Genomic DNA, 19331 nt, shown 5'->3' with positions numbered 1-19331 from the left:
CATGTTCAACGTAGACAAGCTGTCCTGTGGTTACGGCCAGAGCCAGATCCTCCACGACCTCGACTTGGCCGTGGCCAAACGCGAAATCGTCGCCGTGATGGGACGCAACGGTATGGGCAAGACCACGCTGTTCAAGAGTTTGATGGGCATCCTTCCGCAGTGGCGGGGGCAGGTCAGCGTCGATGGCCAGGAGGTCTCGAACCTGGAAACCCACGAGCGGGTGGAGCTCGGCATCGCCTATGTGCCCCAGGGGAGGATGATTTTCCCCAGCATGACGGTGTTGGAAAATATTCAGACCGGCCTGCCGGCATCGGCCCGGGGCCAGGTCCCCGAAGATCTTTATGCGTTGTTTCCGGTGCTTCACGACATGCGCTCGCGCAAGGGCGGCAATCTCTCGGGCGGGCAACAGCAGCAACTGGCCATTGCCCGGGCGCTGGCGACCAATCCCAAGGTGTTGTTGCTCGATGAACCTACCGAAGGCATCCAGCCGTCGATCATCAAGGACATCGCCCGCACTTTGAAAGAGATCCGCAACCTGCGCGACCTGACCATTGTGGTCTCCGAGCAGGTGCTGTCATTCACCCTGGAAATCGCCGACCGCTTCCTGGTGATCGAGAAGGGCCGCTTCGTGATTGAAGAGACCCGGGACAAGGTCGACGAAGCCACCATCAGTCGCTACCTCTCTGTGTAGGTGCGGCCGGGCGGCGCGATGGTTTATCGGCCCCCTTTGTAGCAGCTGGCAAGCCAGCTCCTACAGGGGTACGTCATCCAACGTATTGGCCGATTCGGGCCGCCATTCGAGACTGGTTCCAACGCGCTACATCCCCAATGTTCAGGAGCTTCGCCATGACCGATACCTTGATCAAAGTCGACCTCAACCAGCCCGCCACCGAGAACGAACAGATCCATAACCGCTGGCATCCGGACATTCCCATGGCTTGCTGGGTCAAGCCAGGGGATGACTTTATTCTTGAGACTTACGACTGGACCGCCGGCGCGATCAAGAACAACGACGACGCCTCGGATGTGCGTGACGTCGACCTGTCCACCGTGCACTACCTGTCCGGTCCAGTGGGCGTGCATGGCGCCGAGCCGGGGGATCTGCTGGTGGTCGACCTGTTGGACATCGGTGCCAAGGCCGAATCCATGTGGGGCTTCAACGGTTTCTTCTCGCGGCAGAACGGCGGCGGATTCCTCACGGATCACTTTCCCAGCGCACAGAAAGCCATCTGGGATTTCAAAGGCATGTTCACCAGCTCGCGGCACATTCCCGGGGTCAACTTTGCCGGCCTGATCCACCCCGGATTGATCGGTTGCCTGCCCGACCCGGTAATGCTCGCCGACTGGAACCGCCGTGAGCAGGAGCTGATCGATACCAACCCGACCCGCGTGCCGCCCTTGGCCAACGCCCCGCTGGCCGCCACCGCGCACATGGGCAAGCTCAAAGGCCAGGCCCGGGATGATGCCGCGGCCACCGGCGCACGCACCGTGCCGCCGCGTGAACATGGTGGTAACTGCGATATCAAGGACCTGTCCCGGGGCTCGAAGATTTTCTTCCCGGTCTACGTCAACGGCGCCGGGTTGTCGGTGGGAGACCTGCACTTCAGTCAGGGCGACGGCGAGATCACTTTTTGCGGCGCAATCGAGATGGCCGGCTGGGTGCATATGAAAGTCGAGCTGATCAAGGGCGGCATGGCCAAGTACGCAATCAAGAACCCGGTGTTCAAACCCAGCCCGATTATCCCGACCTACCAGAACTACCTGATCTTTGAAGGTATCTCGGTGGATGAAGCCGGCAAGCAGCACTACCTGGACGTCAATATCGCGTACCGCCAGGCCTGCCTGAATGCGATCAACTATTTGACCAAGTTTGGTTATTCGCCCGCCCAGGGCTATGCACTGTTGGGTTCTGCGCCGGTGCAAGGGCATATCAGCGGCGTGGTCGACATCCCCAACGCCTGCGCGACCCTCTGGTTACCCACCGAAATCTTCGAGTTCGACATCAACCCCAACGCCAACGGCCCCATCAAACACCTCGACGGCAGTATCGATCTGCCGATCGCCCCGGACCTGTGAGACACGCCCGAGCCCGATCAATGTCCGGAGAGCGCCATGCCGACCTATGAGTACGAATGCCAAACCTGTGGCTGTTTCACAATGTTGCGGCCTATGGCCCAACGGCACGAGCCGTGCCAGTGCCCGTTTTGCGCGGGCCCAGGAGGGCCGTTGCTGTTGTCTGCACCGGCGCTGACGACGTTGTCGAGTAGTCAACGCCAGGCCATGGCGACCAACGAGCGAAGTGCCCACTCACCGCAGACCCTTGGTGAGTACCAGCAGAACCGTCGTCACCCCAGTGGGTGCAGTTGTTGCGCACCGAGCAAACCGCTGGCCCCGACCAAAGCCAATCCACAGGGGCTCAAGAGTAAAACCGGCTCCAGACCTTGGATGATCAGCCATTAACAGAGGTAAATTTCATGCGTCATGGTGATATTTCCAGCAGCCCGGATACCGTGGGTGTCGCGGTCGTCAATTACAAAATGCCGCGGTTGCATACAAAAGCCGAGGTCATTGAAAACGCCCGCAAGATTGCCGACATCATCACTGGTATGAAAAGCGGTCTCCCCGGTATGGACCTGGTGGTGTTTCCTGAATACAGCACCATGGGCATCATGTACGACCACGATGAGATGATGGCGACTGCCGCCAGCATTCCAGGCGAAGAGACTGCGATCTTTTCCGCCGCGTGCCGTGCGGCAGACACGTGGGGGGTGTTTTCCCTGACCGGCGAGCGGCATGAGGAACACCCTCACAAAGCCCCGTACAACACGTTGGTGTTGATCAATAACCAGGGCGAAATCGTCCAGAAGTACCGCAAGTGCATTCCCTGGTGCCCCATAGAAGGCTGGTATCCGGGTGATCGAACCTATGTCTGCGAGGGGCCGAAGGGCTTGCAGATCAGCTTGATCATTTGTGATGACGGTAACTACCCGGAGATCTGGCGCGACTGTGCAATGAAAGGGGCGGAGTTGATCGTCCGGTGCCAGGGCTATATGTACCCGGCCAAAGAGCAGCAGGTGATGATGTCCAAAAGCATGGCCTGGGCCAATAATTGCTATGTGGCAGTGGCCAATGCCGCCGGCTTCGATGGGGTTTACTCCTACTTTGGTCACTCGGCGATCATTGGCTTCGACGGTCGCACTCTGGGCGAATGCGGTGAAGAGGAAATGGGCATTCAGTACGCACAATTATCCGTTTCGCAAATCCGCGATGCGCGAGCGAACGACCAATCACAGAATCATTTGTTCAAGCTGCTGCATCGCGGTTACACCGGGGTCTATAACTCCGGGGACGGCGACAAGGGAGTGGCTGACTGCCCGTTCGACTTTTACCGCACCTGGGTACTGGATGCGCAGAAAGCCCAGGAAAACGTCGAAAAACTTACCCGTCGCACCGTCGGCGTGGCTCATTGCCCGGTGGGAGAGATTCCCCACGACGGTAAAGAAAAACACGCAGGCTAAACCATGCCTTTCGTGAATGATCGCATCGACCCAAACCACCCACAGCCTAGCCTGACCAACGCATCACCGGCAGCAGATTTGTTGACCTCACGCTTCGTCTTCAATCCCGCTCAGGTCATGGCGTTGTTGCGCAGTCGAATTGTCGGCCAGGAACAAGCCATGAGCGCGGTCGAGGCGTTGCTAAACGTGGTTAAGGTCGATATTGGTGAACGTGAGAGGCCGTTGACGGTGAACCTGTTCATGGGGCCAACCGGTGTCGGCAAGACCGAAATCGTCCGTCTGCTGGCACAGGCCATACACGGTCGCTCCGATGCTTTTTGTCGCATCGACATGCACACCCTGGCCCAGGAGCATTACTCGGCGGCGCTCACCGGAGCGCCACCTGGTTATGTGGGGAGTAAAGAGGGCGTCAGTCTGTTCAATAGCGAATTGATTCAAGGTACCTACAGTCGCCCAGGCATCGTGCTGTTCGATGAACTGGAAAAGGCCAGCAAGGAAGTGGTGCGCAGCTTGTTGGGCATTCTTGAGAACGGCCAACTGACCTTGGCGGGCGGTAGCCGAACGCTGGATTTTCGCAATAGCCTGATCTTCATGACCAGCAACATTGGAGCCCAGCAAGCGACCACCTACAGGAAACGTTTTTCACGCGGTTGGCGGCGCTGGCTCGGCATCGCCCCCCAAGGTGAGCAGGCCATGTTGGAACAAGCGCTGCACGCGTGGTTCGAACCGGAATTTCTAAACCGTATTGATCGCATTCTGGTTTTCCAGCGCATCGAAACCCAATGGCTGGAAGCGTTGTTGCAGATCGAACTGAACAAACTCAACCAACGTCTCGGTCAGCATCGTCGTACGCTGGTCCTGGACGTTGCGGCAAGCGACTGGCTGTGCCGAAAGCATGACCCACGCTTTGGTGCTCGGGCTCTGACAAGGCGAGTGCGGGTTGAGCTGGAGCCTGCGATCGCTGAGTGTATGCTGGCTCATCCGCAGGCAATGCAGATGACTGCGACGGTCGAATCAAACCGGCTCACGGTTGTTCCAGCGCAAAGCACTGTGTTCAACGCATCAACGCCAAAGGATTTTCCTGCAACATCACCGAACTGTGGAGGGTAGCCAGTGCTTCCTTGAGTAAGGATTGCTCCTGCGCATCCTTGGATTTCTTGCTCTCCTTGGCGGCGTACTCCAGCAATACCAAGTGACTGCGGCTGGCTGAAGCTTCCTTCGGCACCACGGTCTCTTCAATCAGTTTGCCCGTGACGTACTTCTGTGTCCGTGTGTCCTGGCTGGCGTGTTGCGTGACGGAGGCTTTGGTCAGTCGGCCATCCTTGTAGGCGAGGCTGGCCGAGCTGCTGGCCTTGTCATTCACTTGTACGTAGAGATAGTTCTGCGATTCGTAATCTTTGCCCAGCGCAGGTGCTTTCCCGCCCTTCAGGCTTTTGTGAAAGCTGGCCGATAGACTCGATTGCTGGGTTTGATCGATCTTGCGGTCACGCATGATGGAGCCCGCGACGACAGTCTTTTGCGAGAGGGTATAGGCAAAACTATCGAGTTCAGACAGGTGCATCGGGTTGGACGCCTTGTTAGTCTGAGTGATGGACGCCTCGAAGTCTGCCAGTCCGGTCAATAGGCCTTTGTCCGCCGCATTACGGGTCAATCGGTCAGGTAGGGTAATGCCCTCTGGGTAGTGGCTGTTCATGGCGCTGAACGCATCCTTGAACATCTCCATCAGGGCCGCCTTGGCGTTGCCACGCTCCTGCACTCGGTCAAACTGGGCAAGGTAGCTGTTCAGTGCGTTGGCCTGTTGCTTGGCATCGCCCAGGATTGTGCTGTTCTTCAGGTCAACGCTCAGGTTCAGTTTGCCATCCGGACCGCTCATTTGCGTGGTGCGGCGTTGGTTGTCGGCGCTAAAGGCGAGGGTCAGATCTTCACCGTCCACGCCCTTAAGCTTGGCGTTCAGGTCAATGGATGCCAATACGCTGGAGTCAAACTGCGTCAGCTTGCTCAGGTCGAGCTTGGGTGGCTCGGCGGTCAACCCGTCGACAGCCGCCTGAAAGGCACTGCTCAGAGCGCCAATCGCCTTGAGTTCCTCCTCGCTCAGCGGGCCACCATTCACGGTAGCCTGGACGCCAAGACCATCGTCCTGGCTTGTCAGGCTGAAGGTGACCGTCTTGCCGCTGGCGGTCTTGATGCTGAGACTGATCAGGTTGTCGGCTTTATTGTGCAGTAGCGTCTGTTCGGATTTTATCCCGGCGACGTCGTAAGCCCTGTCCGTGGTGGTATGGAGCACTGACTGGGAAATGCTCGAACCATTCTTGGCGAACTGCTCCACCAAGACCGCACCCAGGCGGTGAAAACGGTTGGCTATCGACAGCGATCTGGGGTTGGTCCCCATGATGTTGGTGATAGCGTCCTGACCTTCCTTTTCCCAAACACGAACATTCTCCTGGCCAGGCAGTTGCCCGAGGCGGGAATAGGTCTGTGATTCAGCATCGACCACCGGGCTGCCCAGGCTGACGATTGCCGACGGTCGAGCCGGGAAGACATCAGCACTGTCTATCGCTGTTGCAGGCGATGCCGCGACAGCGGAGCGAGTCTGGAGGGGAATGGCGGAAGTGATCGAGGATAGGGTAGTCATGACAGTCCGTGTCAACAGAGCAGAGTTGCACTCAATGTAGTGAATACACCACCCGATTGAAAGCGGGGTGGGTGAAATAAATGGCAAAGAGCTATTATGCATTTGCCCGTTAGCGAATTCCCGGAGCGGTTCAGCCCAATCTGCAAAGATTGGGCTTTTTTCACGCCTTGAGAAACGGCGTTCCCAGGCCTGTGGTCGACACTGTCGCCGTCAGAAGACCAGCTTGAACAGGGCGATGACCACGATCAGGCCGATTATGAAAATGATACCTACGGTGCCGCCAAGAAATTTCAACATAATGATGCTCTCATCGGATGGGCTTAATTTTCTAGACCACCCTCGACAACGCTCGTTTCGTTGAATTTCACCCACGGTGATCAATGAACCGCCCAAGACCTCGGAACAGGCACCTGATCAAACTTCGAAACGGTCTTGATCCAGTAGCGTCGATAGTCGGTCTGGTCCGGCGCCAGGGGTTTGTGGGTTGACCATGGATGCTCCGCCTTCAGGCTCGCCCGGTAGGCTTCCCATTCTTTCTGCTCGGCCACTTCCCTGGCTTTGGTCCTGTCATCGAACCAACCCAGGACGTACGCTTCGCCCTGATCCGTGCCGTGTGCTATCAGCAGATAAATCTCTGTCATTACCTGATCCGCCGTTCAATCCTGAAACCCAGTCACTGGGGTCTTACCTTGGGTATCGGCAGTTTTTTTGTGTTGTTGAGGTTTATTGATGAGTGGCGTGCGGTTGAAGTCTGCCCCGTAGCAAACGCCCTTAGTCTCGCCGCTCGGCTACTAACAGTAACGACTGCGGCATCGCACTTTGCGGGTGCTGTGGCTCCTGTAGGCCGGCGAGACGAAAGCCGGCCATGTCCAGTGCGTTGAGCCAACTGGACAAGGTTCGCAAGTACCACGGCATGGGTTGCCACTGTCCCTTGAAACCGGTGAAAGTCTCTTCCCGCCAACCATCCTGGTAGTCGTCCGCTGCCATGACCCACGGGTGCAGCGTCTGAATCACCAGCGTACCGCCAGGGGCGAGCAGGGCGTTCATGGCTGCGAGCAAAGGGACGATGTCTTGATGCAGCAGAGCGAAGTTGGCGCAGATCACGTTGTAGTCGCTGCCGATGTCCACCTTGGCCTGCGCCAGCTCTTCGTAGCTGGCCAAATATACCCGCGAAGAACCGGCGGCCCGCGCGGCCTCAACCAGCGTCGCATCGCCATCTACACCCACCACCTCGATACCTCGTTCAGTCAGGGCACGCAACAACCAGCCCTCACCGCAACCCAGGTCGAGCACACGCTCGGGTTGACGGCCTAGCACCGCCAGTATGATGGCCTGGTTGGTGACCTTGATACGGCTTTCGAGGGTGCCGGTGCGGATGGCTTCGATCCAGGATTGGGCGTTGTGGTGCCAGCTTTGGAGGAGGGCGGATTCGCAGGTGGGCATTTCGACTCTCCGGGTGGGTGGTTAATGCAAGGATAGGACAAATGCTAATGGAGGCTTTGCCTGCCAGAGATACCGCTCAGGCAATTCGTGTGACCGAGAAACGATGGCGATAAGGCTGATGGTCGACTTCAAGACATATGTCTGTTCATGTCAACAAAATGTACTCACATGTACATTTTAGGGTCGTAGAGGTACATTGGTTTATGTATTTTGAAGGAGGCATGGGATGTCCCAGTTAGGGAAAGCACGTGGCAAGGCTCAAGACGCAGGCTGGCGGGGTTCGCCGGAGGGGTGGCTGGAAGCGGCCTACGAGGCTCTGAAGGAGTCGGGCATCGATGCTGTTCGGGTCATGCCGCTGGCCAAGCGCCTGGGCTTGTCACGCACCAGCTTCTACTGGTTCTTCGAGGACCGCGAGCAGTTGCTGGCGGCTTTGTTGTCTCGGTGGCGGGAGACCAATACCGGGGGCTTGATCAGGCAAAGCGAAAGTTATGCCGAAAGCATTTCCGAGGCGATCCTGAATGTGTTCGAGTGCTGGCTCAACCCGCAGTTGTTCGACTCGCAGTTCGAGTTTGCCGTGCGCAGTTGGGCGCTACAGTCCGCTGAAGTGGCTCAAGAGGTCGCTGCCGTAGACGAGCAGCGGATGAATGCTCTGGCGAGCATGTTCAAGCGCTTCGGTTATGACAGCCAAGGCGCTGATACCCGGGCCCGAACGATTTATCTGACGCAGATCGGCTATATCACCATGAATACGAGTGAGCTGATCACTGTGCGCTTCCAGCGCATTCCGCATTACGTGAGTATTTTCACCGGCAAAGTCCCCAAGCAGCGCGAGCTGGATCGCTTCTATGGGAAGTTCGGCTATGCCGAAAAGGAGCCTGGGATCTTTGTTCCCTTGACCGACACTTTCGAAGGCAGCACCGATGATCAATGAGACCGTGGGGATCATTGGCGGTACCGGCTGGCTGGGCGGGTCGATTGCCAAGGCGGTGCTGGCGAAGGGACTGTTGTCGGCGGCAAACCTGGTCATTTCCAATCGTTCAGGAAACCACCCGTTGGCTCAGCAAGGTGCTTGCCTGGTCGCGGACAACCAGGACCTGGTGGATCGCAGCGACGTCGTGATCATCGCCGTTCGCCCCGAGCATTTCGCCAGCCTGAACATCAACGCGACGGGTAAAATCGTTATTTCCCTGATGGCTGGGATTGGCGCACAGACAATTGCTGCACAGACCTCGGCTGCGGCAGTGGTGCGGGCGATGCCCAATGCGGCGGTGGAGATCGGGCAGTCCTTTACGCCTTGGTATTGCTTTGCAGAGGTAGCGGCAACGACGAAAAGCCTCGTGCAGCGCTTGTTCGAGTGTGTAGGCACGGCGGCAGAGGTGCAGCAAGAAGACTTCATCGATTACCTCTCGGCGCTCTCGGGTACGGGCCCGGCTTTCCCTGCTTTGTTGATGACGACGCTGGCCAATCAGGCGATGGCTGCCGGCATTCCTTGCGACATCGCTCAACTCGCCGCGAAAAATGTGGTGGTAAGCAGCAGCCAGTTGTTGGCCAGTCACGATGCCCAACACATGATCGACGCCCTGGTGGCCTACCGTGGGGTGACGGCTGCCGCCTTGCAAGCGATGATCGATGGGCACTTCGAGGAGCAGGTGGGCAGGGCGTTGCAGGCAGGTGCAGCGGTTGCTCGTCAGGGGCTTCAAACCTGAAAAACGCAGCCCCTGCGCGATCGGGGCTCGTGTGTGTATCGGTTGCTGGGGTAGCAGTTACCACCGTATCGCGAGCAGGCTCACTCCCACATTCAATCTTCAGTCGATCTAAAATTCATGTCCAACACAGACCCCCTGTGGGAGCGAGCCGGCTCGCGATGACAACAGCACATCCGGCATCCATGTAGCTGAACCACCGCTATCGCCAGCAGGCTCGCACGGGGTGAAAGTCAATGTTAAGTCTCAAAAATGCCCCTGACTCATGGGGTCAGGGGCATGACCTTCAGACGTCTTTCACCAGCCGCAGTGCATCGTAGATAGCGGCGTGGGTATTACGTGCCGACACCGCGTCGCCGATCCGGAACAGTTGGAAACGACCCTCGGGGTTGGTCACGATATTTTGGGTTTTCCCGGCGATCAGATCGTGCTGTTCAACCGCACCGCTGTTGCTCGAATGCGGGCGCAGGTCGAAGTACAGATCGTCCAGGGGCAGGGTGCCGTGGTTGATCACCACCTGATCGACCACGCGCTGCTTGTGCACTTGGCCATAATCGCTGCCGAAGCTGGCCACCAGCTGACCGTCGCGCGTCTCTACGGAGTCGACGCGATAGGTGACCGTGAAGGTGACGTTCAGGTCCTGCAGGCTGCGCATGTAAGGCACCAGGTTCATCGCCATCACCTCCGGCGCAAACGACCGGTCCGGCGTGACGATCTCCAGTTGTGCGCCGCTGTTGGCGATGATTTCGGCAGCCTGTAGCGCCGCGTGGTCGCCGGCGTCGTCGAAGATCAGCACGTTCTTGCCAGGCTTGACGTCGCCGGAAATGATGTCCCAGGTCGACACCACCAGTTCATTGCCCTGCTTGAGCACCTCGGTGTGCGGCAAGCCGCCTGTGGCGACGATCACCACGTCCGGTTCCTCGGCGATGACGGTCTCGGCTTCGGCCCAAGTGTTGAAATGGAACTTCACGCCCAAGCGTTCGCATTGCGCCATGCGCCAATCGATGATGCTGATCATCTCGCGACGCCGTTCGCTCTGCGCGGTCAAGCGGATCTGGCCGCCGGGTTGGTCAGCCACCTCGAACACCGTGACGTCGTGGCCGCGCTCGCCGGCGACCCGCGCTGCCTCCAGGCCCGCCGGGCCGGTACCGATCACCACCACCTTGCGCTTGGTGGGTGCCTTGGGGATCTCGTGGGGCATGGTGGTTTCGCGCCCGGTGGCGGCGTTGTGGATGCAATACGCGGCGCCACCCTGATAGATACGGTCCAGGCAGTAGTTGGCGCCGACGCAGGGGCGGATGTCTTCTTCGCGTTTTTCGATAATTTTGCGCACGATGTGTGGATCGGTCATGTGCGCCCGCGTCATGCCGATCATGTCCACCTTGCCCGAGGCGATGGCGTGGCGTGCCGTGGCCACGTCCGGGATCTTGGCCGCATGGAACGTCGGGAAACCGGTGGCCGAGCGGATCTCGCCGGCAAAATCCAGGTGCGGCGAGTTACGCATGCCTTGGATCGGAATCACATCGGTGAGGCCCGCATCGGTATCGATGTGACCGCGAACGACGTTGAGAAAATCCACCAGCCCGCTGTCCTTGAGCATGTGGGAAATCTGGATGCCGTCTTTGGCACCGAAGCCGCCCGGCAGGTTTTCATCGCCGGTGTAGCGCACTCCCAGCAGGAAGTCCTCGCCGCAGCGCTGGCGGATGCCACGCAGCACATCAAAAGTGAAGCGCAAGCGGTTTTCCAGCGAGCCGCCGTAGGGGCCGTCGAGGTCGTTGGTCAGCGGCGACCAGAATTGATCCATGAGGTGCCCGTACGCCTGTAACTCCAATCCATCAAGGCCTGCGGCCTTCATGCGTTCGGCGGCATCCACGTAGTCCTCAATGATCCGGTCGATGTCCCAGTCTTCCAGTTTCTTCGGAAAGGCCCGGTGGGACGCTTCGCGGCGATGAGAGGGCGATACGACCGGGAGCCAGTCGGCCTTGTCCCAGCGTGTACGCCGTCCCAGGTGGGTCAGTTGAATCATCACCGCGGCGCCATGTTCATGGCACTCGTCGGTCAGGTCCTTCATCCATTTGACCACCTCATCCTTGTACGCCAGCACGTTGTTGAACACCGGCGGGCTGTCACGGGAAACGGCAGCGGAACCTGCGGTCATGGTCAACGCCACGCCGGCCTTTGCCCGTTCAACGTGATACGCCCGGTACAGGTCCTTCGGCATGCCATCGACGGGGTAAGCGGGCTCATGGGAGGTGGTCATGATCCGGTTTCTGAGTGTCAGGTGTTTGATCTTGTAAGGCTGCAGCAAGGGGTCGCTGGACATGGTGTTGCGCTCCGGAGCAGAACGTCAGGCGTGGTTTTGACATAACGGTAAGTTGGATGTTCATGTGTGTCAATGATTCAGACAGTGGTGTACATTTTTCTTGCGCCGTCAAAATGCCAGGATTAAGATCGGCTCGCAGCGAGGTGATTTGGCTTGCTCGGGGTGAGGGACTCCAGGCTTGGGCTCAAGAGGGCTAGAGGCACTGAAAATGTCTGCCGCAGTGAACGGCGCCATTGACCCCAACGTGAACGTAGAGATCAAAACCGCCTGAAGATGAGGGCGCTTTTGCGCTCATGAGTGAAGGTGATTGCTTCTGCTGTCCTGCCAACAACAACTCACACAGAACGCGGAGAGGCACTATGGTTACGTTATCCAGTAAGACTTTTAGCGGCTGGCTTGCAGGCCTGTGTATGGTCTTTTGCAGCTTGCTTGCCCATGCCGAGGAGCCTGCGCCTGTGCGCATTGGATGGGTGAATTGGTCGGATACGGAAATCGCTGTAAAGCTGGCAAGCACCGCCCTGCAAGACCACCTCAAGCAACCGGTCAAACTGGTGCTGGCCGATATCGGCATTCAGTTCCAGGCGCTGGCTAACGGTAATATCGACCTGATCCCGATGGTCTGGCTGCCGAGCACTCACAAAGCCTTCTATGACAAGTACAGCGACAAGCTCGAAGACCTTGGCGTGTTGTATGAAGGTCGGATCGGTATGGCGGTGCCAACTTCCATTGCCGCCAGTGAGATCGCCAGCATCGAGGATCTCAACAAACCAGATGTGCGGGAAAAGCTCGGCGGCAAAATCCTCACTTCAGAAGTGGGCAACGGCCAATACAAGCTGACAGAAAAAGCCATTGAGCTATACAAACTCGATGGCTACAAAATGGTTGCTTCGTCCGAATCCGGGATGTTGAGTGAGTTGGATCGTAACCTCAAGCGTGACAAATGGTCTTTGGTCAACGCCTGGAGCCCGCATTGGATGTTCTCCAAATGGTCGCTGCGCTATCTGGATGATCCCAAGAAGATTTTTGGGGGCGCAGAGCAGATTCACGCGGTGGCCCGCAAAGGTTTTAGCGCGGAGTATCCCGACGTCGCCCGCTTCTTCACTCACTTCAATATTCCTCAAGCTGACCTTGAGAGATTGATGGCGGCGGCGCGGGACAGTTCGGCAGACAAGGTGGTCGCCGAGTACTACGCAGCCAACAAACCGCGCTTCGAGGCCATGTTTGGCGGGCAAACCGCATCGGTGACAACAGGGCCGCAATGACTCGGTGACACAGCAAGTGTGGGAGCGAGCCTGCTCGCGATAGCGTCAGCACATTCAACATCAATGCAAGCTGAGCCACCGCCATCGCGAGCAGGCTCGCTCCCACATTTGGGGGGCTGTCTCAGGCTCTACAACTAGAACTTGAACCGCCCCACCAATCCTTTGAGCTGCCCGGAAATATCCGTCAAGCGCCCCGAGCCCGTCTGCGCCGAGTGGGCATATTCTTCCACCAGTTGTGCATCGGTATGGATTTGCGAGATGTGCCGGTTGATGTCCTCGGCCACCTGGTGCTGTTCCTCGGCCGCCGTGGCGATCTGGGTGTTCTGGTCGCGAATCGAGTCCACCGAGATACGGATCTTGTCGAAGCTGTCGCGGGCCTGATGGATGCGTTCAACGCTGGTTTTGGAGCCCTGCAGACTGCCTTGCATCTGCAGGGTGACTTCCTGGGTCCGGCGCGCGAGGTTGCCCAGCAGGCTGTCGATCTCGCCGGTGGAGTCGGCGGTACGCCGGGCCAGGGCGCGGACTTCATCGGCCACCACGGCGAACCCACGACCTTGATCGCCGGCCCGCGCGGCCTCGATGGCGGCGTTGAGGGCCAGCAGGTTGGTCTGTTCGGCAATCGAGCGAATGGTGTCGAGGATGGTGTTGATGTTCTTGCTGTCCTGCTCCAGCGCCTGCATGGTCTGGGTCGACTTTTGCAGATCCTCGCTCAATTTCAGCACACTGCCCGTGGCTTCGCCGATGTGATGCTGGCCGTCGTGCACGTCGCGATAACCTTCGTCCGCGCTGGAGGCCGCCTGGCTGCAAGAGCGGGCGACCTCATTGGCGGTGGCGACCATTTCGTTGAACGCGGTGCTTACCAGTTCAACGGCCTGGCGTTGACGTCCGGCGGCTTCGTTCATGTTTTGCGCCACTTCGCTGGTATCGGCGGCGGCGCTTTGCAGGTCGGAGGAGGCGCTGCCGATGCGCTGCACCAGTTGGGCGATCATGCCCAGGAACTGGTTGAACCAACTGGCCAGAGTGGCGGTTTCGTCCTTGCCTTGCACCGAGAGCTTGCGGGTGAGGTCGCCTTCACCTTCGGCGATTTCCTGCAGGCCATTGGCAACACCGCGAATCGGTCGCACGATCACGCTGGCGAAACTGGCGCCGACGATGGCGAACACCACTGCCAGCGCGGCGGCGATGATGGCGATCAACCAGGTCAGGCTCGCGGCTTCGGCCATGACTTCGTCGCGTTTGATCAGACCGATGAAGCGCCAGCCCAGGCCTTTGGAACTGACGACGTTGGCCATGTAGGGCACGCCATCGATCTCGATCTGAGTCACGCCATCACCGCTTTTGGCCAGTTCGGCATAGTTGGGGCCAATTTCTGCCATGGGCTTGAAGTTGTGCTTGGCATCGCTGGGATCGACCAGGACGTTGCCATTGGCTTCGACCAGCATCAGGTAACCGCTGTCGCCCAGCTTGATGTTCTTGACCAGTTCGGTCAGTTGCTTGAGCGACACGTCCAGGCCCACCACACCCACCAGCTTGCCGGCGGCGTCGGAGACCGTATGGACGATGCCGATCAGCGACACGTCGTCCGGTGCCCAGTAATAGGCGTCTGTGCGCACGGTGGTGCCCGGCGAAGCGATGGCGGCCTTGTACCAGGGGCGTACGCGGGGGTCGTAATTGGAAATTTTGGGGTCGTCAGGCCAGCTGGCGTAACCGCCGTCGGCCAGCCCCAGAGAAAGATAGGCGGTGGTCGGATGGCTTTTGGCGAATCTGTCGAATATGTCCAGCAGCTGTTTGTTGTTCTCAGGCAGCGGAATTTGTGCAGCGTCGGCACCGGAATAATTTTTCAGATCCTTGGCCGCGATAATCCGTGGGTCCTTGGCGAAGAACTCGACGTTCTGGCTGATGCCATCGAAGAACTGCTTCATGCCGTTGTCGATCTGGCGGATTTCACGGCCGCTGCTGTCCAGGAAGTTGGTTTGTGCGGCGTCGCGCAGGTTCAACACGACCAGCACCGCCACCAGGATAACTGGCAGGCAGGCGATGGCCGCGAACGCCCATGTCAGCTTCTGTTTGATATTCATGACTTCTCCCGCGGATATTTATAGGTGTTGAAACGGCGGAAACAGGAAACAGTAGCGGTGCGCGTTGCGAGTTTCTGGAACGGGGGAAGCGCCCATGCGTACCTACACGATATCGACCAGAATCGACGGTACTTGAGGTCGAGGAGGGGGCGATGACCCTGCGGTGTCGCGAGTCGATTGCAGCCGTCGTGGTTAATCTGGAAGATGTGCCAATTGCTCTGCTGCTTAAAGCGCGAGCGTGATGCAAGTCCTGATGCCTTCATGTATTGACGAGGCCCTATGCCAAGCGCATTCGAGAGCGTACTTAAAAACAAAAACATGGCTTACCGGCCGCTCGGATCCTCAGGTGCTGACCAGGCTCCGGTTCGTGTCGCGTTCGTATTGATGGACAACTTCTCGATGATGTCCTTTACCGGTGCGGTGGATGCGCTGGTGACGGCCAACCTGATGAGCGACAGGCCTCTGTATGAGGTGCTGACGGTTGGGGCCTCGGGGAGTCAGGTGACCAGTGACCTGGGGATCGTCATCTCGGCCGATATCGAGTTGGCGCAGTTGCCGGAAAACCAGGACGTCCTGATCGTCGCCGGTGGCTTTCGCGTGAAGTTGCAGGGCATGCCGCTGCTGCGACGCAAGCTGCGCGCCAACGCCGCGTCCGGTTCAATACTGGGCGGGTTGTGGAACGGCGTTTTTTTCGTCGCCGATGCCAGTTTGCTCGATGGTTTCGAGTGCGCGGTTCACCCGGAAAGTCGCGCCATGATGGCGGAGGTTTTTCCCCATGTGAAAGTTTCCAGCCGCGCTTATGTGGTGGACCGGCAGCGGGTCAGTTGCGCAGGTGCCAACAGCTCGCTGCGCATGATGCTTCAGTTGATCCGCCAGACGGGAGGCGAAGCGCTGGTGGGGGCGATCGAGGAGATCCTGCGGTGTGATGAGTCGGGCGACGCGTCGGATCTGCCGCCGGTCTTCGTCGAAACCGATCCGACGCTGCCAGAAAGTCTCAAGCTGGCGTTGGAGTTGATGTGGCAAAACATCGAGGAGCCGTTGACCATCGATGAGCTGGCGGCATGCGTGAAGATTTCCAAGCGGCAGTTGGAACGGCGCTTCTGCAGTTTCCTCGGCGCAACCCCGACACGTTATTACCTGGAACTGCGCCTGACCCGTGCGCGCCAACTTATCCAGCAGACCAATCGATCCGTCACAGAAATCGCCGTGGCGACGGGCTTTGTCAGCTCGCCGCACTTTCAGCGTCGTTTTCGCGATTTCTTCGGCGTTCCGCCCGGCAGTTATCGTTCGACGTTTGAGCGAAAACAGGGCGTTCGGGGATAGCAGGCTAGCGACGTTAAGATCAGATTTTATCGTCAGCTTTTACCTTGGCAGGTACTTCGTCGGCCTGTGAGGCGGTCATGCTTGTGCCGCGGCAAAGTACTTTGCGCACTTCATCGGCGATCGAGCCTGCGACGATGCGCTCCTGCATCGGGTCGAACTGAGCTTTTTCCAGCCTTTCGAGGCTGTTGTACATGCCCATGTGCCGAACATTGTGGTCAACGCAGTCGAGTGCCAGTTTTGTGTAGTTGGTGAAGTAGGGACCCGCTCTTTGGACGGTAACCTGGAGGGTCGAATTGGACGGTAACCTGGAGGGTCGAACCGCTCTCGGTAAACGAGACGATGGAGTATTCGGCCTTCGAATCGTCGTAGGCATATTGAATTTTTTGAACGTCTGCTGTTGCGTAGCAGGCAACGGAAAGCACAGCGAGAGACATAACCGTTTTCATACTTCTTCCATGATTAACTGAGTGAGGATAATTGATGGCCAATTGAAATCATTTCGATAGCCAGTAACGTTAAGACGATATTGTAGTTTTAATAAGGACAGTGCACCACCGGTCGGAAAGAACTGTCGCTTCGCACTATTTGTTTCACTCAGCTCATGCAGTTTAATTTTCTAAAGATGCTTTCGCTATATACCCCTGAGCAGCATGAAAGATGGCCAAATGATATGTCGCAACGCTTCGGTACTTGTTTCATCGTTATGTGGCTCATCAATGTTTTGATTAAACATTTCAAACTGAGCCTGCGGCCCTATATGAATGGAGCTACTGAGGTTGGTATGGTGGTGGGCAATGAGAAGCGGCGGAAGGAGAACCTGCCCGCGATATAGGTGTTCCATTCAACAAGAATGCTGGATGGGAAACCGCTATCGCGAACAGGACCTGCCCTCATGGCATCTGCGGCAATTCCTGTGGCCGCAGATCAAACACCAGGACCTCGGCATCCTGACCGTTGCTCAACGTCAGCAGCTGTTCCTCGCGCACCCGTACGCCATCACCTTCCTGTAACGGCACCCCATTGAGCTCGATGCTGCCGCGGGCCACATGCACGTAGGCATAACGATCAGGCGCCAATGTCAAGGTAGCGTTTTCCTTGCCGTCGAACAGCCCGGCATAGACCCGTGCGTCCTGGCGCACCTGGAGCGAGCCGTTGGCGCCGTCCGGGGAAATGATCAATTGCAGGCGACCCCGTTTCTGTTCGGCGCTGAAGTGCTCCTGTTGATAGCGCGGTGTGGCGCCACTGACGTTGGGCACGATCCAGATCTGCAGGAAGTGCACCAGCTCCTCGGCGCTGTGGTTGAACTCGCTATGGGCCACACCGCTGCCGGCGCTCATCAGTTGCACATCACCGGGGCGAATGACGGAGCCGGTACCCAAGGTGTCCTTATGCTCCAGCGCGCCTTCAAGTACATAGGAAAAAATCTCCATGTCCCGATGAGGATGCTGGCCGAAGCCCTTGGCCGCTGCGACCCGGTCGTCGTTGATGACCAGCAGGTCGGAGAAGCCTTGTTCATTGACGTTGCGGTAGCTGGCAAAGGAAAAGGTATGGAACGAGGTCAGCCAGCCGTGGCGGGCTATGCCGCGGTCTGAAGCTTTGCGAAGGGTCAGCATGGTAGCTCTCCTGATGTGTATGGGCGGCGGCGTTGGGCGTTCGCCAGGTTCAGAAGAAGGTTAATGGTTATTGAATTGTTCAATAAGCAGGTGGAAAACGAAATACTGTCCGTTCTAAGTGGACAATAAGCAGTGCCTACCCGCAGGCACGTGGCTTCGACATAATGTTGGTTTTGCAGGCTACACAACCCTGTGGGAGCGAACCTGTGTGCGTAGAGCCGCTTCAGCTTGGCCCTTTGTTGGTTGCCAGTGCGCTATCGTGAGCTGGCTCGCTCCCACAAGTGGCATCTGCAGGTCCTGAATATTTTGGCGTATTTTCGATGAAAACCGTTGCAATGGTGCTGTTCCCGGATTTTTTATTGCTCGACATGGCCGGGCCTCTTGAAGTGTTTTCCATCGCCAATCGTTACCTTGAACCCGATCTTCGTTATCAATTGCTGACCCTGGGAACCGAGCGCGGCGCGTTGCGAGCGTCCAATGGCGTGGCGGTACAGGCCGATATTCACATCGACCAGGCTTGGGCGGCCTATGACGTGTTGCTGGTGCCGGGTGGCCCGGGCGCCTATAACGACCAGCATCCGGGATTGCACACCTGGTTGCGCGCGGCAGCGCCGCGGGCCACGCGCTACGGTTCCATTTGCACCGGCGTATTTGTGCTAGGCGAGGCAGGGCTGCTTGACGGCTATCGCGTCACCACCCATTGGCACTACACCGAACGCCTGATTCAGCGTTTCCCCAAGGCACGGGTGGAGACCGACAAAATATTCCTGCAGGATCGACGCTTGTTTACGTCCGGTGGGGTCACCGCCGGCATCGACCTGGCGCTGTCCATCGTCGCTCAGGACCACGGTCGTAAAGTCGCGCTGGATGTGGCCAAGGTGTTGCTGGTGGTGATGAAGCGCCAGGGCGGCCAGGCGCAGTTCAGCCCGCTGGTGGCGGCGGTGGCGGCTCAAGAGTCTGCCATTACCCGGGTGCAGCATCATGTGATGGAGCACCTGGAGGAACCGTTCACCATCGAACGCATGGCCGCGATCGCCGCCATGAGTTCGCGCCATTTCGCCCGGATGTTCGTTCGCGAAGTGAAGATGACGCCCATGGAATTCCTGCAAGGCGCGCGCATCGACCGCGCCCGCCAGTTGCTGGAATCCACGGATTTGCCCCTCAAGACCGTGGCGTTTCGCAGCGGCTTCGGCAGTGTGCGGCACATGCGCTTGCTGTTCAGTGAAAAGCTTGGCCTGACCCCCGTGCAATACCGCCAGCAGTTCAGTTGAGCCGTCGGTGTCCGTCCAGGGCACCGCAATGTCCGTGATGCGCCCTGTGCCAGCATTGTCCTCTGGGCGATGGCTGCCAAGATAACCGCGAACCCTCTGGAAAGGATGCGCAGGAGCCAGGGCAGACGCGTTCGGATCGCCGTAGTGTCATGCCCGCGATGGTTA

Annotated in this window: 17 protein-coding genes and 1 pseudogene; 10 read left to right on the top strand and 8 right to left on the bottom strand. The window is 58.3% G+C overall.

Going from position 1 to position 19331, the window contains the following annotated elements:
• The first annotated feature begins 1 nt into the window (after window position 1).
• From urtE to HQ912_RS18145, 5 genes are all read left to right on the top strand, one after another.
• Window positions 2–691, top strand: a complete 690-nt coding sequence (urtE, locus tag HQ912_RS18165) for an urea ABC transporter ATP-binding subunit UrtE (protein ID WP_139050668.1) — start codon at window positions 2–4, stop codon at window positions 689–691.
• A gap of 155 nt (window positions 692–846) precedes the next feature.
• Entirely contained in the window at window positions 847–2076 is a 1230-nt protein-coding gene (gene fmdA / locus HQ912_RS18160; RefSeq protein WP_047229351.1) for a formamidase, read from the top strand.
• A 36-nt stretch (window positions 2077–2112) separates the two neighbouring features.
• Entirely contained in the window at window positions 2113–2460 is a 348-nt protein-coding gene (locus HQ912_RS18155) for an FmdB family zinc ribbon protein (RefSeq protein WP_047229352.1), read from the top strand.
• 14 nt (window positions 2461–2474) lie between these two features.
• Window positions 2475–3518 (top strand): aliphatic amidase, encoded by a 1044-nt coding sequence (locus tag HQ912_RS18150; protein ID WP_047229353.1) that lies wholly within the window; start codon window positions 2475–2477, stop codon window positions 3516–3518.
• Between the two features lie 3 nt (window positions 3519–3521).
• Window positions 3522–4628: an AAA family ATPase gene (locus tag HQ912_RS18145; RefSeq protein WP_260990040.1), complete on the top strand. Its 1107-nt coding sequence runs from the start codon at window positions 3522–3524 to the stop codon at window positions 4626–4628.
• Here HQ912_RS18145 and HQ912_RS18140 read toward each other — a convergent pair.
• The 3 genes from HQ912_RS18140 to HQ912_RS18130 all read right to left on the bottom strand — a co-directional run bounded on the left by HQ912_RS18140 (window position 4573) and on the right by HQ912_RS18130 (window position 7593).
• Entirely contained in the window at window positions 4573–6150 is a 1578-nt protein-coding gene (locus tag HQ912_RS18140) for a lactate dehydrogenase (protein ID WP_260990039.1), read from the bottom strand. The genes HQ912_RS18145 and HQ912_RS18140 overlap by 56 nt on opposite strands.
• A 377-nt stretch (window positions 6151–6527) precedes the next feature.
• Window positions 6528–6791, bottom strand: coding sequence for a hypothetical protein (locus HQ912_RS18135; RefSeq protein ID WP_047229356.1), 264 nt, complete (start codon window positions 6789–6791; stop codon window positions 6528–6530).
• 130 nt (window positions 6792–6921) lie between these two features.
• Window positions 6922–7593, bottom strand: coding sequence for a class I SAM-dependent methyltransferase (locus tag HQ912_RS18130; protein WP_047229357.1), 672 nt, complete (start codon window positions 7591–7593; stop codon window positions 6922–6924).
• Window positions 7594–7819: 226 nt separating this feature from the next.
• On the opposite strand from HQ912_RS18130, the gene HQ912_RS18125 reads away from it, so the two are divergent.
• Window positions 7820–8524 carry a TetR/AcrR family transcriptional regulator gene (locus tag HQ912_RS18125; RefSeq protein ID WP_107322866.1) on the top strand — a complete coding sequence of 235 codons (705 nt, stop codon included), beginning with the start codon at window positions 7820–7822 and terminating at the stop codon, window positions 8522–8524.
• Window positions 8514–9299, top strand: coding sequence for a pyrroline-5-carboxylate reductase family protein (locus tag HQ912_RS18120; protein WP_107322865.1), 786 nt, complete (start codon window positions 8514–8516; stop codon window positions 9297–9299). The genes HQ912_RS18125 and HQ912_RS18120 overlap by 11 nt, the downstream gene beginning before the upstream one ends.
• A gap of 283 nt (window positions 9300–9582) precedes the next feature.
• On the opposite strand, the gene HQ912_RS18115 is transcribed toward HQ912_RS18120, so the two are convergent.
• Window positions 9583–11619 carry an NADH:flavin oxidoreductase gene (locus HQ912_RS18115; protein WP_173407116.1) on the bottom strand — a complete coding sequence of 679 codons (2037 nt, stop codon included), beginning with the start codon at window positions 11617–11619 and terminating at the stop codon, window positions 9583–9585.
• A gap of 359 nt (window positions 11620–11978) precedes the next feature.
• On the opposite strand from HQ912_RS18115, the gene HQ912_RS18110 reads away from it, so the two are divergent.
• Window positions 11979–12881: a glycine betaine ABC transporter substrate-binding protein gene (locus HQ912_RS18110; protein ID WP_076385501.1), complete on the top strand. Its 903-nt coding sequence runs from the start codon at window positions 11979–11981 to the stop codon at window positions 12879–12881.
• Window positions 12882–13015: 134 nt separating this feature from the next.
• Here the strand turns inward: HQ912_RS18110 and HQ912_RS28145 are convergent, their stop codons facing one another.
• Complete coding sequence (locus HQ912_RS28145; protein ID WP_409936849.1) at window positions 13016–13783, bottom strand: methyl-accepting chemotaxis protein; 768 nt, start codon at window positions 13781–13783, stop codon at window positions 13016–13018.
• A 93-nt stretch (window positions 13784–13876) separates the two neighbouring features.
• A pseudogene (locus HQ912_RS28140) lies at window positions 13877–14959 on the bottom strand (cache domain-containing protein); the annotation flags it as partial.
• A gap of 279 nt (window positions 14960–15238) precedes the next feature.
• Between HQ912_RS28140 and HQ912_RS18100 the strand changes: the two are divergent.
• Window positions 15239–16282: a GlxA family transcriptional regulator gene (locus tag HQ912_RS18100; RefSeq protein ID WP_076385497.1), complete on the top strand. Its 1044-nt coding sequence runs from the start codon at window positions 15239–15241 to the stop codon at window positions 16280–16282.
• A gap of 19 nt (window positions 16283–16301) precedes the next feature.
• Here the strand turns inward: HQ912_RS18100 and HQ912_RS27870 are convergent, their stop codons facing one another.
• Both HQ912_RS27870 and HQ912_RS18090 read right to left on the bottom strand, forming a co-directional pair.
• Entirely contained in the window at window positions 16302–16481 is a 180-nt protein-coding gene (locus HQ912_RS27870) for a hypothetical protein (protein ID WP_240539570.1), read from the bottom strand.
• 691 nt (window positions 16482–17172) lie between these two features.
• Window positions 17173–17895 (bottom strand): pirin family protein, encoded by a 723-nt coding sequence (locus HQ912_RS18090; RefSeq protein ID WP_047229360.1) that lies wholly within the window; start codon window positions 17893–17895, stop codon window positions 17173–17175.
• A gap of 320 nt (window positions 17896–18215) precedes the next feature.
• Here HQ912_RS18090 and HQ912_RS18085 point away from each other — a divergent pair, with 320 nt between their 5' ends.
• Window positions 18216–19166, top strand: coding sequence for a GlxA family transcriptional regulator (locus HQ912_RS18085; RefSeq protein ID WP_076385495.1), 951 nt, complete (start codon window positions 18216–18218; stop codon window positions 19164–19166).
• Window positions 19167–19331: the final 165 nt, after the last annotated feature.

This window comes from Pseudomonas sp. MPDS (assembly GCF_013283895.1).
GTDB classification, from domain to species: domain Bacteria; phylum Pseudomonadota; class Gammaproteobacteria; order Pseudomonadales; family Pseudomonadaceae; genus Aquipseudomonas; species Aquipseudomonas rhizophila.
The sequence above is the reverse complement of the archived record's forward strand: the minus strand, read 5'-3'. Positions and strand labels throughout refer to the sequence as shown.